27 protein-coding genes are annotated in these 26,241 nt (G+C 73.8%); 9 read left to right on the forward strand and 18 right to left on the reverse strand.

The genetic code is table 11. From position 1 onward, the window contains the following. Window positions 1-23 precede the first annotated feature (23 nt). The 3 genes from ACFEMC_RS21005 to ACFEMC_RS21015 are packed head-to-tail and all read left to right on the forward strand — an operon-like array spanning window position 24 to window position 3,234. On the forward strand, window positions 24-1,220 hold the full coding sequence (locus ACFEMC_RS21005) for an acyl-CoA dehydrogenase family protein (RefSeq protein ID WP_380171529.1): 1,197 nt from the start codon (window positions 24-26) through the stop codon (window positions 1,218-1,220). 29 nt (window positions 1,221-1,249) lie between these two features. Next, a complete protein-coding gene (locus tag ACFEMC_RS21010) occupies window positions 1,250-2,440 on the forward strand; it encodes a CaiB/BaiF CoA transferase family protein (protein WP_380171531.1) in 1,191 nt (396 codons plus the stop codon). Next, window positions 2,437-3,234: a crotonase/enoyl-CoA hydratase family protein gene (locus tag ACFEMC_RS21015; RefSeq protein WP_380171533.1), complete on the forward strand. Its 798-nt coding sequence runs from the start codon at window positions 2,437-2,439 to the stop codon at window positions 3,232-3,234. The genes ACFEMC_RS21010 and ACFEMC_RS21015 overlap by 4 nt, the downstream gene beginning before the upstream one ends. Window positions 3,235-3,247: 13 nt before the next feature. Here ACFEMC_RS21015 and ACFEMC_RS21020 read toward each other — a convergent pair whose 3' ends face one another. The 4 genes from ACFEMC_RS21020 to ACFEMC_RS21035 all read right to left on the reverse strand — a co-directional run bounded on the left by ACFEMC_RS21020 (window position 3,248) and on the right by ACFEMC_RS21035 (window position 6,844). Beyond that, window positions 3,248-4,156 (reverse strand): LysR family transcriptional regulator, encoded by a 909-nt coding sequence (locus ACFEMC_RS21020; protein WP_380171535.1) that lies wholly within the window; start codon window positions 4,154-4,156, stop codon window positions 3,248-3,250. Next, window positions 4,153-5,043 carry a LysR family transcriptional regulator gene (locus ACFEMC_RS21025; RefSeq protein ID WP_380171537.1) on the reverse strand — a complete coding sequence of 297 codons (891 nt, stop codon included), beginning with the start codon at window positions 5,041-5,043 and terminating at the stop codon, window positions 4,153-4,155. Before ACFEMC_RS21025 ends, ACFEMC_RS21020 begins: the two co-directional genes overlap by 4 nt. Before the next feature lie 51 nt (window positions 5,044-5,094). Beyond that, on the reverse strand, window positions 5,095-6,183 hold the full coding sequence (trpS, locus tag ACFEMC_RS21030; RefSeq protein ID WP_380171539.1) for a tryptophan--tRNA ligase: 1,089 nt from the start codon (window positions 6,181-6,183) through the stop codon (window positions 5,095-5,097). Window positions 6,184-6,322: 139 nt separating this feature from the next. After that, the gene (locus tag ACFEMC_RS21035; RefSeq protein WP_380171541.1) at window positions 6,323-6,844 is read right to left on the reverse strand and encodes a GNAT family N-acetyltransferase; all 522 of its coding nucleotides are present in this window, start codon (window positions 6,842-6,844) and stop codon (window positions 6,323-6,325) included. A gap of 133 nt (window positions 6,845-6,977) precedes the next feature. Between ACFEMC_RS21035 and ACFEMC_RS21040 the strand changes: the two genes are divergently transcribed. The 3 genes from ACFEMC_RS21040 (at window position 6,978) to ACFEMC_RS21050 (ending at window position 9,988) form a co-directional block, all read left to right on the forward strand. Next, on the forward strand, window positions 6,978-7,814 hold the full coding sequence (locus ACFEMC_RS21040; protein ID WP_380171543.1) for an alpha/beta fold hydrolase: 837 nt from the start codon (window positions 6,978-6,980) through the stop codon (window positions 7,812-7,814). Between the two features lie 97 nt (window positions 7,815-7,911). Beyond that, complete coding sequence (locus ACFEMC_RS21045; RefSeq protein ID WP_380171545.1) at window positions 7,912-9,066, forward strand: glutathione-independent formaldehyde dehydrogenase; 1,155 nt, start codon at window positions 7,912-7,914, stop codon at window positions 9,064-9,066. A 49-nt stretch (window positions 9,067-9,115) separates the two neighbouring features. Continuing rightward, complete coding sequence (locus ACFEMC_RS21050) at window positions 9,116-9,988, forward strand: phosphotransferase enzyme family protein (RefSeq protein WP_380171547.1); 873 nt, start codon at window positions 9,116-9,118, stop codon at window positions 9,986-9,988. A gap of 4 nt (window positions 9,989-9,992) precedes the next feature. Here ACFEMC_RS21050 and ACFEMC_RS21055 read toward each other — a convergent pair whose 3' ends face one another. The 5 genes from ACFEMC_RS21055 to ACFEMC_RS21075 are packed head-to-tail and all read right to left on the reverse strand — an operon-like array spanning window position 9,993 to window position 13,958. Continuing rightward, window positions 9,993-10,478, reverse strand: coding sequence for a hypothetical protein (locus ACFEMC_RS21055; RefSeq protein WP_380171549.1), 486 nt, complete (start codon window positions 10,476-10,478; stop codon window positions 9,993-9,995). Continuing rightward, a complete protein-coding gene (locus tag ACFEMC_RS21060) occupies window positions 10,475-11,113 on the reverse strand; it encodes a CDP-alcohol phosphatidyltransferase family protein (protein ID WP_380171551.1) in 639 nt (212 codons plus the stop codon). Before ACFEMC_RS21060 ends, ACFEMC_RS21055 begins: the two co-directional genes overlap by 4 nt. Window positions 11,114-11,173: 60 nt before the next feature. Next, the gene (locus ACFEMC_RS21065; RefSeq protein ID WP_380171553.1) at window positions 11,174-12,703 is read right to left on the reverse strand and encodes a hypothetical protein; all 1,530 of its coding nucleotides are present in this window, start codon (window positions 12,701-12,703) and stop codon (window positions 11,174-11,176) included. Next, complete coding sequence (locus ACFEMC_RS21070) at window positions 12,700-13,407, reverse strand: ABC transporter ATP-binding protein (RefSeq protein ID WP_380171555.1); 708 nt, start codon at window positions 13,405-13,407, stop codon at window positions 12,700-12,702. The genes ACFEMC_RS21065 and ACFEMC_RS21070 overlap by 4 nt, the downstream gene beginning before the upstream one ends. Then, window positions 13,404-13,958 carry a helix-turn-helix transcriptional regulator gene (locus ACFEMC_RS21075; protein WP_380171557.1) on the reverse strand — a complete coding sequence of 185 codons (555 nt, stop codon included), beginning with the start codon at window positions 13,956-13,958 and terminating at the stop codon, window positions 13,404-13,406. Before ACFEMC_RS21075 ends, ACFEMC_RS21070 begins: the two co-directional genes overlap by 4 nt. Window positions 13,959-14,037: 79 nt before the next feature. Between ACFEMC_RS21075 and ACFEMC_RS21080 the strand changes: the two genes are divergently transcribed. After that, window positions 14,038-14,736: an MgtC/SapB family protein gene (locus tag ACFEMC_RS21080; protein ID WP_380176893.1), complete on the forward strand. Its 699-nt coding sequence runs from the start codon at window positions 14,038-14,040 to the stop codon at window positions 14,734-14,736. Between the two features lie 10 nt (window positions 14,737-14,746). Here ACFEMC_RS21080 and ACFEMC_RS21085 read toward each other — a convergent pair whose 3' ends face one another. Continuing rightward, complete coding sequence (locus ACFEMC_RS21085; protein ID WP_380171559.1) at window positions 14,747-15,157, reverse strand: hypothetical protein; 411 nt, start codon at window positions 15,155-15,157, stop codon at window positions 14,747-14,749. Further along, on the reverse strand, window positions 15,154-15,516 hold the full coding sequence (locus ACFEMC_RS21090; RefSeq protein ID WP_380171561.1) for a hypothetical protein: 363 nt from the start codon (window positions 15,514-15,516) through the stop codon (window positions 15,154-15,156). Before ACFEMC_RS21090 ends, ACFEMC_RS21085 begins: the two co-directional genes overlap by 4 nt. Window positions 15,517-15,574: 58 nt before the next feature. Between ACFEMC_RS21090 and ACFEMC_RS21095 the strand changes: the two genes are divergently transcribed. Further along, window positions 15,575-16,657, forward strand: a complete 1,083-nt coding sequence (locus ACFEMC_RS21095; RefSeq protein ID WP_380171563.1) for an alkene reductase — start codon at window positions 15,575-15,577, stop codon at window positions 16,655-16,657. Between the two features lie 12 nt (window positions 16,658-16,669). Here the strand turns inward: ACFEMC_RS21095 and ACFEMC_RS21100 are convergent, their stop codons facing one another. Further along, on the reverse strand, window positions 16,670-17,695 hold the full coding sequence (locus ACFEMC_RS21100) for a CapA family protein (RefSeq protein WP_380171565.1): 1,026 nt from the start codon (window positions 17,693-17,695) through the stop codon (window positions 16,670-16,672). A gap of 80 nt (window positions 17,696-17,775) precedes the next feature. On the opposite strand from ACFEMC_RS21100, the gene ACFEMC_RS21105 reads away from it, so the two are divergent. Continuing rightward, complete coding sequence (locus tag ACFEMC_RS21105) at window positions 17,776-18,588, forward strand: Fpg/Nei family DNA glycosylase (RefSeq protein ID WP_380171567.1); 813 nt, start codon at window positions 17,776-17,778, stop codon at window positions 18,586-18,588. 122 nt (window positions 18,589-18,710) lie between these two features. Here the strand turns inward: ACFEMC_RS21105 and ACFEMC_RS21110 are convergent, their stop codons facing one another. From ACFEMC_RS21110 to ACFEMC_RS21135, 6 genes are read right to left on the reverse strand one after another with little or no spacing between them, the layout of a single operon-like run. Then, window positions 18,711-19,340, reverse strand: coding sequence for a GntR family transcriptional regulator (locus tag ACFEMC_RS21110; RefSeq protein ID WP_380171569.1), 630 nt, complete (start codon window positions 19,338-19,340; stop codon window positions 18,711-18,713). Window position 19,341: 1 nt separating this feature from the next. After that, on the reverse strand, window positions 19,342-20,904 hold the full coding sequence (locus ACFEMC_RS21115) for a dipeptide ABC transporter ATP-binding protein (RefSeq protein ID WP_380171571.1): 1,563 nt from the start codon (window positions 20,902-20,904) through the stop codon (window positions 19,342-19,344). Window positions 20,905-20,909: 5 nt separating this feature from the next. Beyond that, entirely contained in the window at window positions 20,910-22,712 is a 1,803-nt protein-coding gene (locus ACFEMC_RS21120) for a gamma-glutamyltransferase family protein (RefSeq protein ID WP_380171573.1), read from the reverse strand. Continuing rightward, window positions 22,709-23,596, reverse strand: coding sequence for an ABC transporter permease (locus ACFEMC_RS21125; protein WP_380171575.1), 888 nt, complete (start codon window positions 23,594-23,596; stop codon window positions 22,709-22,711). Before ACFEMC_RS21125 ends, ACFEMC_RS21120 begins: the two co-directional genes overlap by 4 nt. Next, complete coding sequence (locus tag ACFEMC_RS21130; RefSeq protein ID WP_380171577.1) at window positions 23,593-24,549, reverse strand: ABC transporter permease; 957 nt, start codon at window positions 24,547-24,549, stop codon at window positions 23,593-23,595. The genes ACFEMC_RS21125 and ACFEMC_RS21130 overlap by 4 nt, the downstream gene beginning before the upstream one ends. Further along, a complete protein-coding gene (locus ACFEMC_RS21135; protein WP_380171579.1) occupies window positions 24,549-26,213 on the reverse strand; it encodes an ABC transporter substrate-binding protein in 1,665 nt (554 codons plus the stop codon). The genes ACFEMC_RS21130 and ACFEMC_RS21135 overlap by 1 nt, the downstream gene beginning before the upstream one ends. Window positions 26,214-26,241 lie beyond the last annotated feature (28 nt).

Genomic DNA, 26,241 nt, shown 5'->3' on the forward strand with positions numbered 1-26,241 from the left:
CCGAAACCCTGGAGAGACCCACCGTGAGTTCCCACAAGAGCCTGGACCCCGGCGCCGTGGCCGGCGACTTCTTCCACGTCGAGGACCTCCTCGACGACGCGGAGAGGGCCGTCCTGCAGCGCATCCGCACGTTCCTCGCCGAGGAGGTCGCCCCCCACGCCGACGAGCTGTGGGAGAAGGGCGAGAGCCCCGTGCACCTCGCGCCCCGCATCGCCGAGCTGGGCATCACCGGACTGCCGGAGGACGAGACCGGGACCGCCGCCCGCAGCGCGTTGCTCAACGGCATCGTCGGGATGGAGATGTCGGCCGTCGACCCCTCGTTCGCGACGTTCTTCGGCGTCCACTCGGGCCTGTCGATGGGCTCGATCCGCGTGTGCGGGTCACAGGAGCAGCGGCAGCGCTGGCTGCCGGCCATGACCCGCTGGGAGAAGGTCGGCGCCTTCGGCCTCACCGAACCCCTCGTCGGGTCCGGGACCGCCGGCGGCCTGACCACCACCGCCCGCCGCGACGGCGACGGCTGGGTCCTGGACGGGGAGAAGAAGTGGATCGGGAACGGCACCTTCGCCGACCTGGTCGTCGTCTGGGCCCGCGACGTGGCCGACGACTCGGTCAAGGGTTTCGTCGTCGAGAAGGGGCAGGCCGGTTTCAGCGCCTCCGTGCTCGAGGGCAAGATCTCGCTGCGCGGCGTCCAGAACGCCCACCTCGTCCTCGACGGCGTGCGGGTGGAGGAGGCGAACCGCCTGCAGGGGGCGAACTCGTTCCGCGACACCGCCCAGGTCCTCAAGGTCACCCGCGGCGGGGTGGCCTGGAGCGCCACCGGGTGCGCCGTCGGCGCCTACCGCGCGGCCCGCAGCTACGCCGTGCAGCGCGAGCAGTTCGGCAAGCCGATCGCCTCGTTCCAGCTCGTGCAGGACAAGCTGTCGACGATGCTGGGCAACACCACCGCCGCGCAGGCGATGTGCGTCCGGATGGCCCAGCTCACCGAGGCCGGCCGGCTGACCGACGCCCAGGCCGCCCTCGCCAAGATGTTCTGCACCACCCGCATGCGCGAGACCGTCGCGCTGGCCCGCGAGGTGCTGGGCGGCAACGGCATCCTGCTCGAGCACGGCGTCGCGCGGTTCTTCGCCGACGCCGAGGCCCTCTACTCCTACGAGGGCACCCGCGACATGAACTCCCTCATCACCGGCCGCGCGGCCACCGGCATCAGCGCGTTCGTCTGAGGAACCCCACACCACCGAGGAGCACCACCGTGACCACCCAGAACACCGAGAACCCCACCGGGACCCCGAACCTCGAGGGCCTGCGCGTCGTCGACCTGTCCACCGTCATCATGGCCCCGTACGCGTGCCAGCTGCTGGGCGACCTCGGCGCCGACGTCGTGAAGATCGAGTCGCCCACCGGGGACGTCATGCGGTTGCTGCAGCGCCGCGACGAGGAGAGCACCGGCGCCCTGGCGCTGAACCTCAACCGCAACAAGCGCAGCGTCCGGCTGGACCTGAAGTCCCCGGCCGGCAAGCAGGCCGCTCTCGACGTCATCGCGAGCGCCGACGTCCTCGTCACGAACATGCGGCCGCGGGCGCTGGCCAAGCTCGGCCTGTCGTACGAGGACCTCGCCGAGACCAACCCGCGCCTGGTCTACTGCAACGCGCAGGGTTTCCGCTCCGACTCCGCCGCGGCGGACCTCGCCGCCTACGACGAGGTCGTGCAGGCCGCGTCCGGGATGGTGGACCTCATGCGGCGCGTCACCGGGACCCCGTACTACGTCCCGACCGCGATGGCCGACAAGATCTGCGGCCTGACGATCGTGTACGCGGTGCTGGCGGCGCTGCTGGGCCGCGAGCGGACCGGCCGCGGTCAGCGCGTCGAGGTGCCGATGGCGGACACCATGTTCGCGTTCACGATGGTCGAGCACATCGGCGGCCGAGCGTACGAACCGCAGGCCGGGCCGGTGGGTTTCCCGCGGTCGCTGGAACCCGGTCACGCGGCGCTGCCGACGAAGGACGGCCACGCGTGCATCCTCCCGTACAGCTGGGCGAACGTCGTCGCGTACTTCGACGTGGTCGGCCACCCGGAGGAGGTCGAGGGCTGGGACGCGGTGACGCTGCAGGACCACCTCGGCGACCTCTACGAGGCGGTCGGCCGGTACTCCCGGACGCACACGACGCAGGAGTGGTCGCAGATCTGCGCCGAGCACAGCATCCCCTTCGCCCCCGTCATGGACCTCGACCACGCCGGCGAGCACGACTACTGGTCCCAGGGTGGGCTCCTCGACGTCCAGGAGCACCCGCAGGAGGGCGCCTACCGCGTCATCGGCGACCCGGTGCGGTTCTCGGAGTCGCCCAGCGGGGTGCGCAGGCACTCCCCCGCCCTCGGCGCGGACACCGAGGAGGTCATGGCCGAACTGGGCTGGGACGCCGAGCGGCTGGCGGCCCTGCGGTGAGCACCCCCGACCAGAGCACCGAGCAGACCACCGGCACACCCGTCCGCGTCGAGGTCACCGGCGGCGTGCTCGTCGCCACCATCGACCGGCCGCGGGCCAAGAACTCGGTCGACGCCGCCACCGCACGGGCGCTGGCGGACGCTCTCGACCGCCTCGAGGACGACCCCGACCTGCGGGTGGGTGTCCTCACGGGAGCGGGCGGGACGTTCTGCGCGGGCATGGACCTCAAGGCGTTCGCGCGCGGTGAGAGCCCCGTGGTGGGGGACCGGGGTTTCGCCGGCGTCACCCGCTCCCGCCGCACCAAGCCCCTCGTGGCCGCCGTGGAGGGGTGGGCCCTGGGCGGGGGCACGGAACTCGCTCTGGCCTGCGACCTCGTGGTGGCCGCCGCCGACGCCCGGTTCGGGCTTCCGGAGGTGACCCGCGGCATCGTCGCGCCCGAGGGCGGGATGCTGCGCCTGCCGAAGGCCCTGCCGCGCGCGGTCGCGGCCGAACTCCTCCTCACGGGCGAGCCCCTGCCCGCCGAGCGCGCCGAGCGGTACGGCCTCCTCACCCGTCTCACCCCGCCCGGGGAGGCCCTCGTCGCCGCGCTCGACCTGGCCCACCGCATCGCGGCCGGCGCTCCGCTGGCGGTGCGGGCGGTGACCCGGGTCCTGCACGAAGCGCTGGACGTCGAGGAGTCCGAGGGGTTCCGCCGCCAGGACGCCCTGGTCCGCGAGGTGCTCACGTCCTCCGACGCCGCCGAGGGCGCACGCGCCTTCGCCGAGCGCCGCGCCCCCGTCTGGACCGGCCGCTGAGACCCGCTGCGGCTCAGCGGCAGCGGACCGCCAGCAGGTCCGCGAACGCCGCCGCGACGGGTCCGGTCCCCTCCCGCCGCCGCACCGTCCCGTAGGGGCTGTGCACGGGCGGGTCCAGGGGGCGGACGACGCCGCCGAGGTCGGCGATGCGTTGGGCGTACCAGTCGCCGACGAGCGCGACCCCGGCACCGGCGAGGACGAGCGGGATGGCCGCGCCGACGCGGGGGGTGCTGACGCGGGCGTGCCACGTGCCGCCGGGGGCGACCTGACCGGCGACCTCCAGGGCGTCGCGGACGGCCCGCCGGGCCGATCCCCCGTGCAGGAGCGCGACGAGGGGGTGCGGGCGCAGGTCGTCGAGGGTGACGGGGCCGGGCGGCAGGTCCGTGCCGGGTGCGAAGGCGGCGTGCACCTGCTGCCGGCCGAGCTCCCGGACCACCAGCGCGGGGTGCTCGGGCAGCGGCAGGTGCACGACCGCGAGGTCTGCGTCCCCGGCCGCCAGCCGCCGCACCAGGGCGTCGTCGTCGCGCGCGTCCTCCACCACGACGTCGACCCCCGGGTGGCGCCGGCGGAACTCGCCCACCGCCGCGGCCAGCGGGTCCGCGGCGACCGAGGCGTGGGCGACGAGGCGCAGCGTCCCGGCCCGCAGGGCGGCCACGTCGGCGACGGCCTCGCGCCCGGCCCGCGCCCGGTCCAGCACGGCCCGGGCGACCGGCACCAGCGCCCGCCCGGCCGCCGTCGGCACCGTCCCCCGGGGCGTCCGCTCGAACAGGTCCCGCCCGGTGCGCCGTTCCAGGACGCGGACCGCCTGCGACAGCGAGGGTTGCGCGACGAACAGCGTCGCGGCGGCCGCGGTGATGCCGCCCTCGTCGACGACGGCGAGGAAGAACCGCGCGTCGCGTTCGGTCTCGAAGGGCGACGTCACGCGCGCGCCGCCCGCAGGAGTGCCGCCACCACGGGTGAGGCCGGTCCGTGGTGGACGAGACCCACCTCCAACCGCAGGGGCGGGTCGAGCCGGCGCACCACGGCTCCCTGCTGCTCCGCCCAACGGCACGCCGCGCCCGCCGTGAACGCGACCCCCGCGCCGGCCAGGACCAGCGGCACGACGGCCTCGCGGTGCACCGTGCGGACGGCGACCCGCCAGCCCGCACCCCCCGGGGTCCCCCCGTCCAGCCGGGCGCGCACGACATCCCGCCACCGGCTGCCGGGTACGTCGACGACGTCGCGCGGGCCGAGCCGCTCGAGGGCCAGGGGGTCGGGCAGGTCCTGCGTTCCCGGCGGAAGCACGAGGTGCAGTTCCTGCCACCCCAGGGAGAGGACCTCGGCCGGACGGGGGTGCCGGCCGTGCGGGGCCGGCTCGAGGGGCAGGTAGGTCAAGGCCACCTCGGCGCGCCCGTCCGCGAGGTGGCGCTGCACCTCCTCCGCGTCGTCGGGCACGTCGAAGCGCACGCGGACGTCCGGGTGGGCCGTGCGGAACCTGCCCAGGAGCCCGGCCCCCGGGTCGACGGCCAGCACCGGGTCGGCGACGAGGTCGAGGTCTCCGCGCAACCGGTCGCCGCCCGCCGGGTCCGCGACGACGTCGGCCGACAGGGCCCGCAGCGTCGCCCGCGCGTGCGGGGCGAAGGCGGTCCCCGCCCCCGTCGGCACGGTCCCGTGCGGGAGCCGGTGCACGAGCGCGGCCCCGACCTCGCGTTCGAGGGCCGTCAGGGACTGGGCGAGGCTCGCGGGCGCCGTCCCGATGGCTGCGGCCGCCCGCGCCAGGCTGCCGTGCTCGAGCACCGCGAGGAACTGCTGGAGCTGGCGGCGGGTCACCGCGGCACCGTGCCACGGGGCGAGGACCGGGCGCACGCCGTGGGGCGGGCCTCACCCTCCCGTCGCGGCCAGGACCCGCGCCAGGGTCCGCTCCGCCTCGGCGTTCGCGCGCCGGGCGCCCTCGGTGAGGACGTCGCGCAGGTGGTCCTGCGCGGCTGCGAGCTCCCGGCGCCGGCGGCGCAGGGGACGCAGGTGCTCGTTGACGGCGTCGGTGACGACGGCCTTGAGGCGGGCAGCACCGCCGGCACCGACCTCCTCGGCGAGCACCTCCGGTGTCGTGCCGGAGCACAGCGCCCCCGTCAGCAGCAGGTTCGAGACCTCGGGGCGGCGGACCGGGTCGTAGGTGATGCGCCGCTCGGAGTCGGTCGTCGCCGACCGGACCAGCCGGGCCGTCTCGTCCTCCGTCGCGCGCAAGGCGATCGCGTTGCCGCCGCTCTTGCTCATCTTCCGGCCGTCGGTCCCCAGGAGCAGGGGCGCCGCCGACAGCAGCGCCTCCGGTGCGGTCAACAGGAGTTCCCCCGCGCCGTACCGGTCGTTGAAACGCCGGGCCACCGTCCGCGCCACCTCCAGGTGCGGCAGCTGGTCCTGCCCGACGGGGACGAGGTTCGCGCCGCAGGACAGGACGTCGGCGGCCTGGTGCACGGGGTAGGTGAGCAGCAGGCCGCTGACGCCCCGGCCGGCTCCGCGTTCCCTGGCGGCCGCCGCCTCGGCCCGCACCGTGGGGTTGCGCTGCAGTTCCGCGACGGTGACGAGGGCCAGGAACGGCAGCAGCAGTTCGTTGAGGGCGGGGACGGCGCTGTGGACGAAGACCGGTGCACCGCCACCGCCCGTGCTCGTCGCCGGTTCCAGCCCGGCGGCCAGGTTGTCGAGCAGGACCTCGCGGACGTTCCCGCGGACGTCACCGGGATCGTCGCGGTCGGTGCTGACCTGCAGGTCGGCGATGACCACGAACACCTCGACCCCGCTGCGCTGCAGCGCGACGCGGTTGGCCAGGGTTCCCAGCAGATGGCCGAGGTGGAGGGGGCCGGTCGGGCGGTCGCCGGTCACGACGCGGAACCGGCCGGGATCGGCGCGCACCTGCGCGTGCAGTTCCGCGCTGCGGCGCAGGGCGTTCTCGAGGGAGGTGGAGGGGTGGGACACGGGGTGCTCCTGGAGGTGGTGGACGCCGCCCACCGCCCGGCCCCGGGACGTCGCACTGCCCGGAGCCGCCGTGGGCGGCTGGGGACAGGTGGTCGTCGCAGCCGCTGCTACAGCGGCTGCCACCCGGTGCGCGGGATCGTCAGCACCCCTCGACGGTACCCACGGCCGGCCGCCCCGTCGAGGAGATTCCGGGTCCGGGGTCGCGGCGGAGGAACACGTCGACGGGGTCCTCGTGGTCGAGGACGAAACCGTGCCGCTCGTACAGGCGGCGGGCGTCGCTGCCCCGCAGGACGTCGAGGCGCAGGACGGTCCCCGTGCGGTCCGCCTGCCCCGTGACGGCCCGCAGGACGCGCGTGCCCAGACCCCGGCCCTGCAGCGAGGGGCCGAGGTAGAAGTGCTCGAGCCACACCCCGTCGTCCGCCGGACGCAGGGCGAGGGACCCCACCGTGCCCTCAGGGCCCGCGAGGACGCGGGTGCGCTCGGGCGACCAGGAGGACAGGAACCTCTGCCGGACCCGGACGTCGTCGTACCTGCCCAGACGTTCCAGGCTCGGCCGCAGGACGACGGCGCGCAGCTCGGCGATCGCCGCACCGTCCTCGGTGCGTGCGGGCCCCCAGGTGGCGGGCGAGTCGGACGGCAGATCGGGGAAGAGGGCGCGCACGGGGCCAGCCAACCAGACCGCGTTCCGTGCACGACCGCAGGTTTCAGCGCGCGGACCCGCCACCGCCTTCGTAGCGTCGACCCCGGCGACGGGGAGACCCGCACTGACCGCCCACCCATCTGGAGGAACCAGGATGACCGAGGTCACGGCCCACCACGGACTGTTCAAGGACACGAACCTGCACGTCGACGACACCGGGGGGAGCGGTCGTCCCGTCGTGCTGATCCACGGCTGGCCGCTGTCCGGCGCATCGTGGTCGGAGCAGGTCCCGGCCCTGGCCGCCGCGGGGTACCGCGTCGTCACCTACGACCGGCGCGGTTTCGGCCGCAGCGACAAGACCCGCAGCGGCTACGACTACGACACCCTGGCCGAGGACCTGCACGCCCTCCTGGAGCAGCTCGACCTGCGCGACGTCACCCTCGTCGGCTTCTCGATGGGCGGCGGCGAGGTGGCGCGGTACGTGAGCAACCACGGCACCGGACGCCTGCACAGCGTCGTCTTCGCCGCGGCCGTGCCGCCCTACATGGCCAAGACCGACGACAACCCGCAGGGACCGTTGACGAAGGACCTCGCGGACGAGATGGAGGCCGGCCTCAAGGCCGACGAGGACTCCTTCTACGACGGCTTCGTCACGAACTTCTTCTCCGTCGACGGCGTCCTGAAGGTCACCGAGGCCCAGCGCCAGGACGCGATCGCGTTGACGAAGCAGGCCGACCACAAGGCTGCGCTGAAGGCGATGGAGTCCTTCGGCACGACCGACTTCCGCGAGGACCTGCCGAAGGTCACGGTGCCGACCCTGGTCATCCACGGCGACTCCGACGCGATCGTCCCGCTCGAGGGTTCCGGCGCCCTCACCCACGTCGCGGTCCCGGGCAGCCGGCTGCACGTCGTGGCGGGCGCCCCCCACGGTTTCAACGTCAGCCACGCCGAGGAGTTCAACCGCGTCCTCCTCGAGTTCCTGGCGTCCTGACCACCAGCACCACCACAGCTCCAGCAGCGGGGCGTCACCGGGAACGACCGAGGTGACGCCCCGTTGTCGCGACCACCACCCACCTGAGGAGAAACCCGTGAAGGCACTGGTCTACAACGGCGCGTTCGACGTCTCGGTGCAGGACGTCCCCGACGCCCGCATCGAGCAGCCGACCGACGCGGTCGTCCGCATCACGTCCACGAACATCTGCGGTTCGGACCTGCACATGTACGAGGGCCGCACCGACATGGAGACCGGGCGTGTGCTCGGCCACGAGAACATGGGGATCGTCGAGGCCGTCGGCCCCGGTGTCGACCGGCTGAAGGTCGGCGACCGCGTCAGCCTCCCCTTCAACATCGGCTGCGGTTCCTGCGAGAACTGCGTCGCCGGCAAGACCGGGTTCTGCCTGCGGGCCAACCAGGCCGGGACGGCGGGCGCGGCCTTCGGCTTCGCGGCGATGGGCGAGTACGCCGGCGGCCAGGCGGAGTTCCTGCGGGTGCCGTGGGCGGACTTCAACGCCCTCGTGCTGCCCGAGGGCACCGAGAAGGAACTCGACTACACGATGCTGTCGGACATCTTCCCCACCGGCTGGCACGGGGTGGAGCTGTCCGGGTTCCAGCCCGGTGACTCCGTCGTCGTGTGGGGTGCGGGACCGGTCGGCCTGATGGCCGCCCACTCCGCCCGCATCCGTGGCGCCGCCGAGGTGTTCGTCGTCGACCGCCAGCCCGACCGCCTCGCGTTGGTGCGCAAGGCCGGGGCGACCCCGATCGACTACTCTGCCGGCGACCCGGTCGAGCAGATCATGGAAGCCACCGGCGGCCGGGGCGTCGACCGCGGCGTCGAGGCCATCGGCTACCAGGCGCACGACGCCTCCGGGAACGAGGACGCGTCGATGGTCCTCAACCAGCTCGTCCAGGTCGTCAAGGCCACGGGCGGGATCGGCGTCGTCGGCGTGTACCTGCCGCAGGACCCCGGCGCGAAGGACGAACTGTCGAAGCAGGGCAAGATCGCGTTCGACTACGGCACGTTCTGGTTCAAGGGCCAGTCGATGGGCACCGGCCAGTGCAACGTCAAGGCGTACAACGTGAAGCTGCGGAACCTCATCACCGCGGGTGTGGCGACGCCGGGCTTCATCGTCAGCCACGAGCTCGACCTCACCGAGGCGGCCTCGGCGTACGGCACGTTCGACCGGCGCGAGGACGGCTGGACCAAGGTCGTCCTGCACCCGGGAGAGCTCGCCACCGCGCGCTGACCCCGGAATCCCGTGGTCGGCGGGGCACCCCGGCGCCTACCGTGCCGGGGTGCTCACCGTCGACGACGTCCGCGGGCTGGTGGCCCGGCACTGGGCCGTGGGTCCCGTCGAGGTCACGCCACTGCCCGGCGGCATGAACTCGGCGACGTGGTCGGTGACCGGGCCCGGCGGCCGCTGGGTCGCCAAGTCCGTCGACGCGGCGGGCGAGGCGGGGTTCGTCCGCGGCTTGAGAGCGGCGCAGGTCGTGGACGCGGCCGGGATCCCGGCCGGCGCCCCCGAACCCACGCGGGACGGGGACCTGCGCGTCGGGACGGTCGCCCTGCTGCGGTGGGTCGACGGCACTCCCCTGCCGGGAGCCGACGACCGCGAGCAGGCGGTCGTCGGCGCGACGCTAGGACGCGCTCACCGGGCCCTCACGCTCCCCGGTCCCGAGCACGGTTTTCCGGCGTGGGTCGACCCCGGGGCGGCGCACCTCGACGTCGAACCCTGGGTGCGCCCAGCGGTGCGCACCGCCCTGGCCCGGTACGCCGACCTCGTCGCCACCGGGGAACCGCTGACCTGCGGTGTGCTCCACGGGGACCCCGAACCGGGCGCGTTCCTGGTGCGCGGGGACGAGTGCGGACTCATCGACTGGTCCAGCGCGGAACCCGGCCCGCTCCTGTACGACCTCGCCAGCGCCGCGTTCTACCGCGGAGGCCCCCCGCGGGCCGCATCGCTCGTCGAGGCGTACCTCGCCACGGGCGCGCTGGGGGTGGCCGAGGTCGACCGCGGGCTCGACGTCCTGCACGAACTGCGCTGGGCGGTGCAGGCCGACTACTTCGCTCGCCGGGTGGTCAGCGACGACCGGACGGGCATCGACGGCCCGTGGGAGAACACGAAGGGGCTGCACGACGCCCGGGAGTTCTTCGACGCGGACCGGTGAGGGGTCAGCCCAGCCCCGGGACGTGGATCCAGTGGACGAGCTGCCCCGCCCCCAGCAGCACGGCCGCGAACCGGACGGCCCGTCCCAGGACGCCCACCACGAGGAAGTCGACAGTCCGCATGTGCGCCAGCCCGGCGCTCACGCTGACCAGCAGGAGCGGTGGCAGCCCGACGGAGGAGCTCAGGCCCAGGACGGCGATCCCGCGCCACCTCCCCCGCGTGAGCATCGCACCGCTCCACTCGGTCAGCCGCCGGCGCCACCGGGGCAGGGGCTTCGTGCGCTCCGCCGACGACCGCCACCACCCGAGCCGGAAGTACAGGTACTTCGCCCCCATCTGTCCGACGGCGGCCGCGAGCGCCGCGGGCAGCCACGGCAGCGGGTCGTGCAGGGCCTGGGAGGCGACGAGGGCCGCCTCCGCGTTGACGAAGGGGGTCATTGCCGAGACGAAGGACAGGCCCAGGAGGGACGCCGTCTCGACGAGGGGGTTCACGGCGCGGCGACCGCGAACAGGCCACCCGTCACCACGCAGTCGGCGTCGCGCCGGCGCGGCAACCGGGACGTGCGCAGCAGCGAGTAGCTCTTCACCGCGATGAGGACGGTCGCGATGCCGGCGGGGACCCACAGCGCGACGTCCGTCAGGAGCAGCACGGCGATGAGACCGCTGTTGAGCGACTTCGCCACCTTCGACCAGTTCAGCAGGAACACCCGCCGGTCGACCGCGCCGAAGTAGTTCGGGCTGTTGATCGGGAACAGGTAGAAGCTGAAGGACAGCAGGAAGTCGACGACCATGAACTCGGCGAGGAACAGCACCACCACGAGCGCGGTCTCCGGGTGCAGCGCAGCCCATCCGAGGAAGAAGCAGGCACCGCACGCGCGGTCGCAGACGATGTCGAAGACCGCCCCGAGCGTCGTCTCCTGGTTCAACCGCCGGGCCAGTGCCCCGTCGGCGATGTCGCCGGTCCAGTACACCGCGAGCGCGACCGCCAGCCAGAGTTCGGACCCGTCGAGGATCGCGACGGCCGCGCAGACGAGGCTGCCCACGGTCCGTCCCGCCGTGACGAGGTTCGGGACGTTGAGGACACCCCCGTCCCCCTCGTGCCGACATCCCCGGAAGTGACCCACCACGACGACTCCCCCTCGACTGCTGACGGCGCCCGCGGGCACCAGGACACGGACGGTTCCGGGTCAGGGGACCCGGAGGTTCTCCAGCGCCGCCGCCTGCCGGACCCGACCCGCCAGCAGGTGCGCCAGGAGTTCGCACACCGCGGCCGTGACGACTCCCACGACGACCACCGCGGCGACCGGCAGGAGCACGAACGGGGACCACTGGCCCAGGTCCACGACGGTCACCACGAGTCCGAAGGTGTACGGGACGACGGCGACCACGGTCCCGATGACGACGGCCGGGACTGCGGTGCGCTGCAACGCGATCGCCTGGACGCGCACGAGACGACGCGTCGGCACTCCGAGAGCGGCGACCGACGCCACCGCCCGGCGGTTCCCGAGCAGGTGGTCGGTGAGGCTCAGCAGGAGGGCCGCGACCGCGACGAGCGCCCCGACGGCCCCCACGACCGCGACCAGGCCGAACCCGGTGAGGTAGAAGCCGAGACCGCTCTGGTCGTAGTCGGCGTTGCCGAGGCGCTCCACGAGGAGCTCGGCCGCCAGCGAGGACGCGACCCCGAAGGACAGCCCGCAGACGAACAGGACGCCGGCGGTCCCGGTGATGGCCGCCGTGCTGCCGCGGCGCTGCGCGTCGGCGAGCAGGTGGGCCGCGACGTCACGCCACCGGCGGGTCCGCGTTCTGGCCGGTGCCGGGGGAACGGTCGGCGCAGTGGAGAGGTCCGGGCGTCGCACCGTCCCCGCCGCGGAGCGCGCCGCACCCCCACCGGCGGCCAGCAGGAACAGGACCACGGCGAGGACGAGGACCACGGGGAAGACGTGGTCGTTCCGCGCGAGCGCAGGACCGGCGACGACCACCGCCACCCCACCGAGGGCGGTCAGCAGGACGAAGGCCCGCGACGGGACCCCAGCCCCGGCCCCGCCCCAGCTGAGTCGTTCCTCGCGACGGAAACCCAGGACGGCGAGCACGCGTGCCGCCAGGACGAGGGCGCCGACGACCGCGAGCCACGCCAGCAGCATGGCGGGGTGCAGCGGCGGCAGCAGCCGCGATCCCGCCGGCAGCGCCCACCCCAGGACGAGCCACAACAGCAGGTACAGCGGTCCGGCCGCCAGACCACCCCGGAGGAACGCGGCGCGGGTGCGGGCGGTGCGCAGCGTCCGCACGTCCGCCCACGTCGCCCCGGCGAGCAGGAGCCGGCGGCTGCGCCGCTCGTCCACGACCCGTCCCACGCGGACGGCCTGGACGGCCAGGGCGAGGAAGGGCAGGACGAGGAGGACGGCCGCGATCGTGAACCCCGGCCGCAGCCCGGGCTCGGCGAGGAAGGGAGCCAGCCCACCCGAGGCCTGGTACAGGTCCTCGGTGACCTCGACGCCGTCGCTGCCCGTCGAGACCGATGCCCCGATCAGCACGTCGTCGCGGACCGTCGCGGCGGACGCGGCGATCATCAGGGCGACCCCGACACCGCCGGCCGCGGCAGCGGTGACCCGGGACCGCAGGCGGTCGGTGGACGAGCGCACGGCCGTCATGGACCGCACGGCAGCCGGCTGGAGCCGCGAGGCGTGCGCGCGACGAGTGGTGAGCAGTCCCGCGCTCACCGGAGCACCGTCTCGCGGTCGACGCGGCCGTCCCGCAGGCGGACCTCGCGGTCGGCCATGGCGGCGACCAGGTTGTCGTGGGTCACGAGGACGACGGCACCCCCGTCGCGGCGGGCGACCGACAGCATGAGGTCGAGCGCGTCCTGCGCCGCGACGGCGTCGAGGCTCGCGACGGGTTCGTCGGCGAGGAGGAGCTTCGGGGAGGTGATGAGGGCACGGGCGATCGCGGCCCGTTGGGCCTGGCCCCCGGAGAGCTCCTCGGGGACGGCCTGCCCGGCCTGTTCCAACCCCACCCGCGCCAGCGCGTCCCGGGCCGCGGTGCGGGACGCGGCGAGGTCGCCGCCGTCCAGCAGCAGCGGCAGGGCGACGTTGTCCTCCAGCGTCATGTCCGGGACGAGCTGGCCGTACTGCAGGACGATCCCCACGTCGCGGCGGCGCAGGACGGCACGTCCCGCCTCGTCGAGGCCCTGCAGGTCGGTGCCGAGGAGCTCGACGGACCCCGCCTGGGGTTCCAGCAGCCCGGCCGCGGCGTGCAGCAGGGTCGACTTGCCGCACCCGCTGGGTCCGGTGACGGCCACGACCTCGCCCGGTTCCACGGTGAGCGACACCTCGCGCAGCGCGGGGGTCCGGGAGTAGGCGTGGCTCACGGCACGGAGCGCGATCACCGGACCGGGACGAGTGTTCTCGTCGTGGGACAGGCTCATCGGGGACCCTCCTGGTCGGGGTGGTGGGGACGCGACTCGAGCGCGGCGGCGGCCTCGTCCAGCCAGCGCAGGTCGGCGTCGAGGTGCAGGGCCGCGTAGCGGCGGGCCAGCCGGGACCCGAGGTCCTCCCCCGCCACGGCGGGGTCGGCGCTCGCGAGCGCCCGGAGGCGGCGCAGGTGCGCAGCGCGCTGGTCACCGACGACAGCGCTCACCGGCCGGTCCGGGTCCCTCGTGCGCAAGGCGACCACCGTCTTGCGCACGAGGTCCTCCGTCCCGGAGACCGCGGGCGGGGCCGGCTCGGCCAGCCACTCCCGCAACCTCGCCCGACCCGCGTCGGTGACCGTGTAGACGGTGCGTTCCGGCCCCCCCTCGGAACGCGTCTCGACCACCTGGGCCAGACCGTCGCGGACCAGCCGCCCGAGCGTCGCGTACACCTGCCCGAAGGGCAGCGGCTTGGCGTCGGGGAACCACGCGTCGTACTCCCTCTTCAGGTCGTACCCGTGCGCGGGTCCCGACGACAGGAGCGCCAGGTGCAGCTCGACGAGCGACATGGCGGAAACGTACACCAGGTGTATGTACTGAGTGAATAGCTTCGCCGAGATCATGCCCGGGTGTGGCATCGTCGCTGCCATGTGGTTCGGCGAGGACACCGGTCAGGGGTGGCTGCAGGTCGGCGAGCTGGGCCTCGCCTTCGGGTTGTCGGCGCTCATCGGCTTCGAGCGCGAGGTGCGGCAGAAGTCGGCCGGGCTGCGCACCCACACGATCGTCGGCCTCGGTGCGGCGCTCTTCCTGCTCGTCAGCAAGTACGGCTTCACCGACGTCCTGGCCACCGGGCGCATCGAGCTCGACCCGTCACGCGTGGCGGCACAGGTGGCCTCGGGGCTGGGGTTCCTCGGCGCGGGCGTCATCTTCGTCCGCCGCGACGCCGTGCGGGGGCTGACGACGGCCGCGACGATCTGGCTCACGGCCGCGGTCGGGATGTCGGCCGCGGCGGGGCTCCCGCTGCTCGCCGTGCTGTGCACGCTGGGCCACTTCCTGGTGCTCTACGGCCTGACCCCGCTGGCACAGAGACTGGCCCGGCGGGCCCCGAGCGAGCAGGCCGTGTCCTGCACCTACCTCGACGGGCGCGGGGTGCTGCGCGACGTCATGGCGCACTGCACCCGCGCGGGGTGGGCGGTGACGGCGCTGGAGACGACGGTCGTCCCGGGTGCCCACGCCGTGCGCGTCGACCTGTCCGTGCAGGGACGCGGGTCGGCGACCGCGCTGGCGGCCGGCCTCGGGGAGCTGCCGGGGGTCACCGAGGTGCACGCGGGGACACCCACCGCGTGAGACGGAGGGCTCAGGCCGCTCGCGACTCGCGCCGCAGGTAGACCAGCCCGAGGACCGGCAGGACGAGGGGGATGAAGACGTAGCCCGAGCCGTACCCGGACCACACGGTCGAGCGCGGGAACGCCTGCGCGTCGGCGAGGCTCAGGGTGCCGACGGTCAGCACGCCGAGCAGCTCGACGCTGCACGCCACCCACGCCACCCGGCGCCAGCGCGCTCCGGACCGCCCGAGCCCCACCGTCGCCAGCACGTAGACGACTCCCGCGAACGCCGACAGCAGGTACGCCAGCGGCGCGGTGTGGAAGTCGGTGGCGATCTGGACGCTCGCGCGCGAGAGAGCCGCGATGGCGAAGACCGCGTACAGGGCGACGAGGACGCGCCCCAGCCCGGTCGTCCGGCGCGGCGCCGCGTCCGGGGCGCTCACCGGGTCACCGCGAAGAGGAGGAACGCGCGGTAGGCGATGACGACGAGGGCGAAGCAGGCCACCGCGAGCACGAGCGTGCTGGGCCGCGAGCGGTCGGCCAGGGCCCAGAAGGTGCCGGCGGGCAGGATGAACGGCGCCACGACGAGGTAGGCGATCGACGTCGCGAGCTCGACCGGTCGCGTCCCGGTGGCCAGGGCCGCGAAGCCGTCGACGACGGTGACGAGGACCGACAGCTCGACCACCGCGAGCGCGGTCAGGAGGGCTCGGCCGACGCGCCGGTCGCGGGCGACGGTGACCACCGCCCACGCGCACCCGACCAGGCACAGCGCGCACGTGATCGCGACGAGGACACCGGACACGAGGGTGAACTCTACGGGGGCGGGAATCCGGACTGGAGTCCGGTTGTTGCAGCTGCACATGGATCTGTTCTCGTCCGTCGCCCTGGGCGACCTCACCCTGCCCAACCGCCTCGTGATGGCCCCCCTGACGCGCACCCGCGCAGGCGCCGAGGGCATCCCCAACGAGCTGCTCGTCGAGCACTACTCCCAGCGCGCCAGCGTGGGTCTCATCGTCTCCGAGGGCACCTACCCGAGCCACGAGTCCCGCTCCTACCCCGGCCAACCCGGTCTCGTCACCGACGAGCAGCAGGAGGGGTGGCGCAAGGTCGCCGAGGGCGTGCACGCTGCCGGCGGTCGCATCGTCGTGCAGGTCATGCACGGTGGGCGCGTCTCGCACACCGACATCACCGGCACCGACCGCATCGTCGCCCCCAGCGCGATCGCCGTGTCCGGCGAGGCGCACACCCCGCTGGGCAAGAAGCCGTACCCGGTCCCGCACGCGCTGACCGCCGCCGAGATCGACGACGTCGTCGCCGACTTCGTGGCCGCCTCGCGCCGCGCCGTGGACGCCGGCATCGACGGCGTGGAGATCCACAGCGCCAACGGCTACCTGCTCCACGAGTTCCTCGCGCCGGGCGCCAACCAGCGCACCGACGAGTACGGCGGGTCGCCGGAGAACCGCGCCCGGCTGACCGTCCGCGTCGCCCAGGCCGTGGCCGCCGAGATCGGCGCCGGCCGCGTCGGCGTCCGCATCTCCCCCGCGCACAACATCCAGGACGCCTGGGAGAAGGACCCCGCCGACGTCGAGGCGACCTACACCCACCTCGTCGAGCAGCTCCAGCCGCTGGGCCTCGCCTACCTCAGCGTCCTGCACGCCGAACCCGCGGGCGAGTTCGTGCAGGGTCTGCGCAAGCGCTTCGCCGGCCCGCTCATGGTGAACACCGGTTTCGCCGCCGTGACGACCCGCGAGGAGGCGACCGGCTACCTCGCCGACGGTGTCGCCGACGTCGTGGCGGTCGGCCGCGCCGTCATGGCGAACCCGGACCTCCTCGCCCGCTGGCAGGGTGGCCACCCCGAGAACGTGCTCGACGCGTCCACGTCCTACGGGACGGGCCCGGAGGGGTACACCGACTACCCGTTCCTGCCGGAGACCCGCGCCTGACGACGGGTTCCGTCACGACGCCGCGAGGTCGGTGCAGGACCGCAGGGACTCCTTGCGCTGCACCGCCTCGTCGGCGTCGTCCCCGCTGAGCGGAACGGGCACGCCGGACCGGATCGTCGCGGGAACCCAGCGTGCGGCCGACACCCCGCCCGTCCCGGGCAGCGTGAGTTCCAGGACACCCGTCTCCACGGCCTCGGCCTTCTTGGCGTAGAAGACGAAGTTCCCGAGGCCGTAGTCGACGAACCCCTTGCGACCGCCCGCCTCCAGGAACCCCTGACCGAGCTGCACGTGCGCGTGCGAGCCGACCACGGCGTCCGCCCCGGCCGCGACGAGGTCGTGCGCGATGGTCTGCTGGGCGTCGGTGGGGCAGTCCTGCTGCTCCTTGCCCCAGTGCAGGACGACGACGACCGAGTCGCTGCGGGACCGTTCGGCCTTCACCGCCGCGACCAGCCGCGCCGCCCCGGCCGCGGTCTGCACCGACGCCAGACCCGGTTGCGCGTCCGTCGCCGTCCACGCCTTCGCCAGCGAGGAGTCGAGGACCTGGGTCGCGTCGAAGACGGCGATCCGGTGGTGCTTCAGCGTGACCCGGTGCGGCGCGAACGCGGCGTCGGCGTCCTCCCCGAGCCCGATGATCGGCAGCTTCTCCGCCTCGCCGGCCGCGATGGTGTCGGTCAACCCGGTGCGTCCGTAGTCGAGGCTGTGGTTGTTCGCCATGGCCGCGACGTCGACACCGGCGTCCTTCAACGCGCCCAGCGCCTCAGCGGGCGCACGGAACGTGTACTGCTTGCCCGCCGCGCTCCCGCGTTCGGTGATCGCGGTCTCGACGTTGACGACGGTCAGGTCGGCCCGCGACAGGACCGGGGCGATCGCCTCCAGACCACCGGGTTCCAGGGCCTTCTCGCTCGTGCCGGCGAAGTGGACGTCGCCCGCGACCGCGATCGTCACCGGCTGCGGTGCCGGGGCCTCCGGTTCGTCGCCCCCGCACCCCGCGGCCAGGAGGGCCGTCGCCGCCAGCACCGCGCCCCACCGTTTCCGCACCCGGGCACTCTAGGTGCGTCCCGCCCGCGCGTGCGGGACGTCGGCGGGCGGCGGGGCGGCGCCTCGGTTACGTTCCGCGGGTGCCCGAACTCCCCGAGGTCGAATCGGCCCGCCAGGTCGTCGAGGCGGGCGGTCTGCACCGCGAGATCGCGGACGTCGACGACAACGACACCTACGAGTGCCGCCCCCACCAGCCCGGCGACCTGCGGAAGGCTCTCGTGGGGCGCTCGCTCACCGCGGCGCACCGGCAGGGGAAGTCGATGTGGTGCGACACCTCCGGCGACGGGCCTGCGCTCGGCATCCACCTCGGCATGAGCGGGCGCATCGTCATCACGTCCGCCGAGGGCGAGCGGGTCGTCGGCGGTGACTACGAGGGAACGCCGAAGATGCCGCGTGTCCAGAAGGACGAGTGGTACCGCTTCACCTTGACGTTCGCCGACGGCGGCACCCTGCGTCTGCTCGACAAGCGGCGGCTCGGCCGGGTACGCCTCGACCCGGACCTGTCCGCCCTCGGCCCGGACGCCGAGCACGTCGAGCGCGAGGAGTTCCGCGAACGCGTCGGCCGCGGGACGGCCCCCCTCAAGGCGCGGCTGCTCGACCAGTCCATCGTCGCGGGCATCGGGAACCTGCTCGCCGACGAGGTGCTGTGGCGGGCGCACCTCGATCCGCGTCGCCCGGCGGGAGAACTGCGGACCTCCGAACTCGACGAGCTGCGCCGGCAGCTGCGGGCCGGCATCCGGCACGCGGTGAAGCACGGCGGTGTCCACACGGGCGAGGTCATCCCGCACCGCAAGTCCGGCGAGCACTGTCCCCGGTGTGGCGCTCCGATGGTGCGGGCCACGGTCGGTGGGCGGACGACGTGGTGGTGCTCGAAGGAGCAGGGCGCCGCCTGAGGATCGCTGCGAGGTGGACACCGCGTGCCAGCGCTGCATCCATCCGGCGACACGCCGTCGACACGCCGTCCCGGAGGCCTCGTGCGGACGATGGCTGCAGCGCTGGCACGCGGTCGCGCCGCCTACCCCCGCGCGAACCCCCGCCGCGACGTCTCGACGTGCTTGACCATCGCGCGCCCGGCCTTCGCCTCGTCCCCGGTGGCGATGGCGGCGACGATCCGCCGGTGCTCGGTCCAGGCGCGGTGGCCCTGCTGGGGGACGGTGGTGGCGTAGGCCCACTGGATCTGCTCGCTGACGCGGCGCAGGACGAGGGCCATGCTGTGCGACCCCGACAACCGGGCGACCGACCCGTGGAACCGGGAGTTCAGTTCCGCGCCGAGCACGGGGTCGCCGGAGTCGAGCGCGGCGAACCCCGCCTCGACGATCTCCGTCAGTTCGTCGACGACGAGACGTTCGCCCGCCGCGACCCGGCGGGCGCAGCGACCCGCGGTGATCTCCTCCACGACGCACCGCACCGAGTAGAGGTCGGCGAGGTCGTCGACGGGGACCTCGGCGACGCGGGCGCCGGCGTTGGGCCGCAGCTCGACGAAACCCTCACCGGCCAGCGCGCGCAGCGCCTCGCGCACGGGCACCCGCGAGGTGCCGTAGCGGTCGACGAGCGCCGTCTCGGTCAGCCGCGTCCCCGGCGGGAAGAACCCGCCGAGGACGTCGCGCCGCAGGTGCTCGACGACGCGTTCCGCCGACGCCCCCACCTCAGGCCGCCAGGCGGCCGGGGATCGCCGACAGCAGCTGGGCGGTGTACTCCTCGCGCGGGTTCTCGAACACGTCCCCGATCATGCCCTGCTCCACGACGCGGCCGGACCGCATCACGAGGACCTGGTGGGCCAGGTGCCGGGCGACGGCGAGGTCGTGGGTGATGAACAGGTACGTCAGGCCCAGGTCCTCCTGCAGCTGCTCCAGGAGGCGGAGCACCTGCTGCTGCACGAGGACGTCGAGCGCGGACGTCGCCTCGTCGAGGACGACGACCTTGGGGTTCAGCGCCAGGGCCCGCGCGATGGCGACGCGCTGGCGCTGCCCCCCGGACAGTTCCGACGGACGGCGCTGGGCCAGCGTGCGGCTCAGCGACACCTGGTCCAGGAGTTCCCCGACCCGGGCGCGACGGCTGCGGGGGTCGCCGACGCGGGCGATGCGCAGGGGCTCGTCGATGAGGCGTTCCAGGGTCTTCGTCGGGTCCAGCGACCCGAACGGGTCCTGGAACACCGGCTGCACGTCGCGGCGACCGCCGTCCACGGCGATCCGCCCGCTCGTCGGCTCCTCGAGCCCGAGGACGAGCCGGGCCGTCGTCGTCTTGCCCGACCCCGACTCCCCCACGACGGCCGTGGTCGTCCCGGCCGGGACGCTGAACGACACCCCGTCCACCGCCCTGAGCTTCTCCCGCTGACCCCGGATCCGGTACTCCTTCACCAGGTCCTCGACCACGAGGACGTCCTCGCGCGTGCGTTCCGGCAGCTCCCGCGGCGCGGTGCGCCCGGCCGTCGCGGGGGCGGCGGCGACGAGGGCGCGGGAGTACTCCGCGCTCGGTGCCCGCAGCACCTGTGCCGCCGGACCGGTCTCCACGACCCGGCCGTCGGACATCACCACCACGTCGTCGCACCGGTCGGCCGCCAGCGCCAGGTCGTGCGTCACGAGCAGCAGCGACGCCCCGCGCGCGGTGGTGAGCCGGTCGAGGTGGTCGAGGATCTGCCGCTGCACCGTCACGTCGAGCGCCGACGTGGGTTCGTCGGCGATGAGGAGTTCGGGTTCGGCGGCCAGCGCCATCGCGATGAGGACGCGCTGGCGCATCCCACCGGAGAACTCGTGCGGGTACTGCTTGGCGCGGCGGCCGGCGTCGGGGATGCCGGCCTCCTCCAGCAGTTCCACGGCGCGGTCGCGTGCGGCGGAACCCTTGGCGAGGCCGTGCATGACGAGGGTCTCGGCGACCTGCCGGCCGACCCGGGCCGACGGGTTGAGGTTCGACATCGGGTCCTGCGGGACCAGTCCGATCTGCCGCCCCCGCAGGCGCCGCAACCGGTTCTCGTCCCGGCCGCGCAGGGCGGCCGTGATGTCGTCGCCGGCCACGACCACGCGGCCCCCGGTGACGCGACCGGCGCCCTGGAGCAAGCCCAGGACGGCGGCGGCGGTCGTCGACTTGCCCGACCCGGACGCCCCGACGACGGCGACGCGGTGCCCGCGCCGGACGGTCACGTCGACGCCGTGCAAGACCGTCGTGGCGCCGTAGGCGACTTCGAGGCCCTCGACCTCCAGCAGGTTCGTCACCCCGTTCACCGCCCCACCGCGTAGCCCTGGGCCCCGCGGGAGTTCGCGGCCGCGTGCAGCACACCGGTCCCGGGATCCCGCCCGGCGCAGGACAACCGGCCCAGCGACCAGTCGCCCGAGCGCGTCACGACGTGCCCGCGTTCCTCCAGGCCGGCGATGACGTCGTCCCCGAGCCGTCCCTCGACGACGGCGCCGCCGGGAGTCCAGGTCCGCGGCCAGAACGACCCGGGCATGGACGTCGTGTGCAGGGCCGGCGCGTCGATCGCCTGCTGCGGGTCGTACCCGCCGACGATCGTGCGCAGCAGGTACAGCAGCTGCCACTGGTCCTGCTGGTCGCCACCCGGGGTTCCCAGCGCCTCGACGGGAACCCCGTCGCGCAGCAGGAGCGTGGGGGTCAACGTCGTGCGGGGACGCTCCCCCGGGCGCAGCGCGGACGGGGACTCCTCGTCCAGCCACGTCATCTGCAAGCGCGACCCCAGGCAGAACCCGAGTTCCGGGACCGTCGGGGACGACTGCAGCCACCCGCCGGAGGGCGTGGCCGAGACGACGTTCCCCCACTGGTCGACGACGTCGACGTGGCAGGTGTCACCGCGGGTGGTACCGGTGGCCTCGACGGTCGGCTCGCCCACGGTGGGTTCCCCGACGCCGACGGCCGACGGGGCGTCGGTGCGCAGCGGCGGCACGTGGGGCGTCCGCCCACCGGGGCTGCCCGGGCGGAACTCGTGCGAGGCCCGGTCGGTGATGAGCGCGCGGCGGGTCGCGGCGTACTCCTCGGACAGGAGTTCGCGCAGGACCTCGGGGTCCGCGGCCGAGCCGTACCAGGCGTCGCGGTCGGCGAGGGCCAGCTTGAGCGCTTCGAGGACGGTGTGCGCGCCGCGCTCGGTCGAGGGGTCCAGGTCGGCGTCGTCGAACCCGTCGAGGATCCGCAGGGCCTGCAGCAGCACGGGCCCCTGACCGAAGGGCCCGGTCTTGGCGACCGTCGTCCCCCGGAACTCGATCGTCGTCGGCTCCTCGTACCCGGCGGAGAACCCGGCCCAGTCGGACACCTCCAGGACCCCGGCGTGGTCGGTGCCGGAGGAGTGCCGGTGCGGGGTGCGGAGGAACTCGACGGCCTCACGGGCGACGAAACCCTCGCGCCACTCGCGGCGGAACGCCTCGATGCGGTCGACCCGCGTGCCGGCGTCCTTCCCCGCGTCCACCAGCCGCTGCAGCGTCCGCGCCCAGGCGGGGTTCGTGATGACGTCCCCGTGCTGCGGGATCCGGCCCTGCGGCATCCACAGCGCGGCCGAGCTCGGCCAGTGCTCGCGGAACAGGTCGGCCACCGAGGCGATGGTCGTGCCGACGCGGCCGACGACGGGGTGCCCGTCGCGGGCGTACCCGATGGCGGGTTCGAGGACGTCGGCGAGTTCCCACGTCCCGTGGTCGCGCAGCAGGACCATCCACGCGTCGACGGCACCGGGGACGGCCGCGGCGAGGCCGCCGGCCCCGGGGACGGTGTCGAGGCCCTCGGCGCGGTAGTGCTCGATCGTCGCGGCCGCGGGCGCCGGGCCCTGGCCGTTGAGGACGACGGGGGTCGGGTCCTGGGCGGTGGCGAACACGCCCGTCATGTCGCCGCCGGGTCCGTTGAGGTGGGGTTCGACGACGTGCAGGACGAACGCCGCGGCGACGGCCGCGTCGAAGGCGTTCCCGCCGCGCTCCAGCACCGACTGCCCCGTGGCGGAGGCGAGCCAGTGCGTCGAGGCCGTCATGCCGAACGTGCCGCGCAGGGTGGGCCGGGTGGTGTGGTCGGTCGGGGGCGTGAAGCTCACCGGTGGTCTCCGCTCGGGTCGAGGGCGTCGCGCAGGGCGTCGCCGAACAGGTTGAAGGCCAGGCACACGAGCACGATCGCCAGGCCCGGGAACAGCGCCGCCGTCGGCGCCCGGAAGATGTACTGCTGGGCGTCGGACAGCATGATGCCCAGGCTCGGCGTGGGCGGCTGGATGCCGAGGCCGAGGAAGGACAGCAGGGCCTCGCCGATGACGACGGCCGGCACGATGACCGTGGCCTGCACGACGATCGAGGGCACCGCGTTGGGCAGCACGTGGGTGGCGAGGATGCGCACCCCGGAGGCGTCCATCGTCATGGCCGCGAGCACGTACTCCGCCCCTCGCAGCCGCAGCGTCTCGGCCCGCACGACGCGGATCACCTGCGGGACGTGGGCGATGCCCAGGGCGATCGCGGCGTTCCCGAGGCTCGCACCGCGGATGGCGGCCAGCCCGACGGCCAGGACGAGGAACGGGAACGCGAGGACGACGTCGGTGACGCGCGAGACGACGGCGTCCAGCCCGCGCCAGTAGCCGGCGGCCAGACCCAAGGGCGTGCCGACGACGACCGACAGCACGACGGCCAACAGCGCCACCTGCAGCGAGGCACGCAGGCCGAAGAGGATGCGGGACATCACGTCGCGGCCGAGGTCGTCGGTGCCGAGCCAGAACCCGACGGTGCGCGGGACCTGGAACGGCGTCTCGAAGTGGACCTGCGTGGGCGGGTAGGGCGCGAGCACGGGGGCCAGCAGCGCGGCCAGCACGACGAGCGCGGCCAGCACCGTGCCGACGACGCCGGCGGGGTTGCGCAGCATGCGCCGCAGCACGACACCGCGGCTGGACCCGAGGTCCACCTCGAGGCGGTCGGCGGCCTGGACGGTCTGGCTCATCGGGAACCTCCGGCGACGCGGATGCGCGGGTCGAGGACGGTGTAGAGGAGGTCGACCACCAGGTTGATGACGACGTAGGCGAGGGTCACGACGAGGACGACGCCCTCGATCACGGGGTAGTCGCGGCTGAACACCGAGTCCAGCGTCAGCTTGCCGAAACCCGGGAGGCCGAAGATGCGTTCGGTGACGACGGCACCGGAGATCAGACCGCCGAGCTGCAACCCGACGAGCGTCACGACGACGACGAGGGAGTTCCGCAGCGCGAAGCGCAGGACGACGGCCGAGCGGGAGGCCCCCTTGGCGCGAGCCGTGCGGACGTAGTCGGCCGAGAGGTTCTGCAGCATCGAGGCCCGCGTCTGACGCATGACGACGGCCGCGATCCCGGCGCCGAGGATGACGGCCGGCAGCGTCAGGTGGTGCAGGGCGCGCAGCGGGTCCTCCCCCGGCGAGACGTACCCCGAGGCGGGGAACCAGCCGGTGCCCACGGCGAGGTAGAGGATCGCGAGCAACCCGAGCCAGAAGCTCGGCACCGACAGCCCGAGCAGGGACAGGCCGTTGACGCCGGCCTCGGCCCAGGTGCCCCGGCGGACGGACGCGACGACCCCCATCGCCAGTCCGAACACGACCGCGAAGAGCATGGCGTAGACCGACAGCCAGACCGTCACCGGCAGCGTCGCGCCGATGAGCTCGGTGACCGGGGTGCCGGTGCGGACCGAGGTTCCCAGGTCACCCGTCAACGCGTTGGTGAGGAACTTCCAGTACTGGACCCACACGGGCTGGTCGAGGCCGAGGTCGGCGCGCACGGCGGCGAGCGCCTCCGGTGTCGCCTCCTCACCGGCGACGGCGAGAGCGGGGTCACCCGGGAGGGCGCGGACCCCGGCGAAGACGACCATCGAGGCGAGCACGAGCGTCACGACGCTCTGCCACAGCCGGGACAACAGGAAACGTCCCATCACTCACTCTCCTGGAGGAAGGCGGCGCGTCCGAGGCGGACGACGCCGTCGGCGAAGGTGTCGACGCCGGCGACGGCGTCCTCGCCGGAACTGACGTACCCGGTGATGCTGCGCACCCGGTAGAGGTAGACGATCGGGTTGTCCCGCTGGACGGTCGTCACGACCTGCCCGTAGAGGTCTGCGCGCGTGGCGGGGTCGGTGCTCTGCGCGGCCCGCTTGAGCAGGGCGTCCACCTCGGGGTTCGAGTAGCCCGAGTAGTTGTTCCCCGCTCCCGTGGTGAGGAAGCTCGAGGAGTTCCCGTGCGGGTCGACGCGGCCGGACCAGCCGAGCTGGACGGCCTCGAAGTCGCCGGAGGACTGCTGGTCGAGGAGAGTGGAGTACTCCACCGGTTCGATCTCCAGCTGGAACCCGGCCTCCAGGACGCTGGCCTGCAACGCCTGCGAGAGCCGGAGGGTGTCCGCGGTGTTCGACGCCGAAACCTTGATCCGGTACGGCAGTTCCACGCCGGCCTCGGTGAGCAGTTCCCTGGCCCGCGCCGGGTCGTGCGGCGGGCAGGCGTCCGACGCTTCGGTCGCGTAGGTGCTGTCCGGGGAGATGAACGAGCACGCCGGTTCGTACCAGTCGTTGAACACCGAGTTCACGAGGGCCTGGCGGTCGACGGCGAGGGAGAACGCCTCGCGGATGCGGGGGTCCGTCGCGAGCGGGGTGTCGATGCGGCCCGGGGGTTTCCCGACGCCGGCCGTGTTGCCGAGGTTGAACGTGACGCCCTGGTAGCCGAAGGAGCCGGTCTGCAGCAGGCCGATGCCCTTCTCCTGCTGGAGGGCGTCGACGTCCTGCGGGGACAGGCTGTCGGCGACCTGGACGTCGCCGGAGCGCAGGTTCGCGGCGCGGATGTTGGCGTCCGTCATGATCCGGTACGTGATGCTGTCGAGGTGGACCTGGTCGGCCGCGTAGTAGTCCGGGTCGCGCTCGACGGTGATCGACGTCTGGGGGACGCGGTCCACGAACTTCATGGGCCCGACGCACGTCGGGTGGTCGCCGAAGTCCTTGCCCCGTTCCGCGAGCGCCGTCGGGGACATGACCATCCCGGCGCGGTCGGCGAGGGAGGCCGTGAGCGGGGCGAACGGCGACTTGTAGCGGACGACGACGGTCGACGGGTCGGCCGCCTCCACGGAGTCCACGGGTCCGAGTTCGCTCTTGCGCGTGCTCGTCTCGAGGGTCAGGTTCCGTTCCAGGGTGGTGACGACGGCCGCCGCGTCGAGCGGGGTGCCGTCGGCGAACCGGATGCCGGTCCGGACGGGGATCGTCACGGTGAGGCCGTCGGACGACGTCGTGGGCAGGGCCGCGGCGAGCTGCGGGACGAGGTTCCCCTCGGCGTCGATGTCGTAGAGCTTCTCGCAGATCGCGTTCATCACGTAGCGCGTGTAGAGCGAGGACGACGTGGTCGGGTCGAGCCGGTCGGGTTCGGCCGACAGGGCCATGACGAGGTCGCCGCCGTCGCGGACGGGACGGTCGCCGATCGCGACGCCGGTGACGTCCTCGCGCTCGGGTGCCGCGCCGACGGGCTGGACGGGGACGCAGGCCGCCAGCGCCAGGACGGGGACGACCACGAACGGGGGCAGGGCACGGGGCAGGAGACGGAGCAGTGCTGGTCGAGCAGTCATCGCGAACCTCTCGCAGGTCGGACTCAGC

This window comes from Kineococcus sp. DHX-1, assembly GCF_042473625.1.
GTDB lineage: Bacteria > Actinomycetota > Actinomycetes > Actinomycetales > Kineococcaceae > Kineococcus.

Excerpts from the sequence above, each read along its gene's own strand:
- ACFEMC_RS21070 (WP_380171555.1), bottom strand. The coding sequence starts at position 13,407 with ATGAGCCTGTCCCACGACGAGAACACTCGTCCCGGTCCGGTGATCGCG.
- ACFEMC_RS21080 (WP_380176893.1), top strand. The coding sequence starts at position 14,038 with ATGTGGTTCGGCGAGGACACCGGTCAGGGGTGGCTGCAGGTCGGCGAG.
- ACFEMC_RS21135 (WP_380171579.1), bottom strand. The coding sequence starts at position 26,213 with ATGACTGCTCGACCAGCACTGCTCCGTCTCCTGCCCCGTGCCCTGCCC.
- ACFEMC_RS21125 (WP_380171575.1), bottom strand. The coding sequence starts at position 23,596 with ATGAGCCAGACCGTCCAGGCCGCCGACCGCCTCGAGGTGGACCTCGGG.
- ACFEMC_RS21095 (WP_380171563.1), top strand. The coding sequence starts at position 15,575 with ATGGATCTGTTCTCGTCCGTCGCCCTGGGCGACCTCACCCTGCCCAAC.
- ACFEMC_RS21075 (WP_380171557.1), bottom strand. The coding sequence starts at position 13,958 with ATGTCGCTCGTCGAGCTGCACCTGGCGCTCCTGTCGTCGGGACCCGCG.
- ACFEMC_RS21040 (WP_380171543.1), top strand. The coding sequence starts at position 6,978 with ATGACCGAGGTCACGGCCCACCACGGACTGTTCAAGGACACGAACCTG.
- ACFEMC_RS21130 (WP_380171577.1), bottom strand. The coding sequence starts at position 24,549 with ATGGGACGTTTCCTGTTGTCCCGGCTGTGGCAGAGCGTCGTGACGCTC.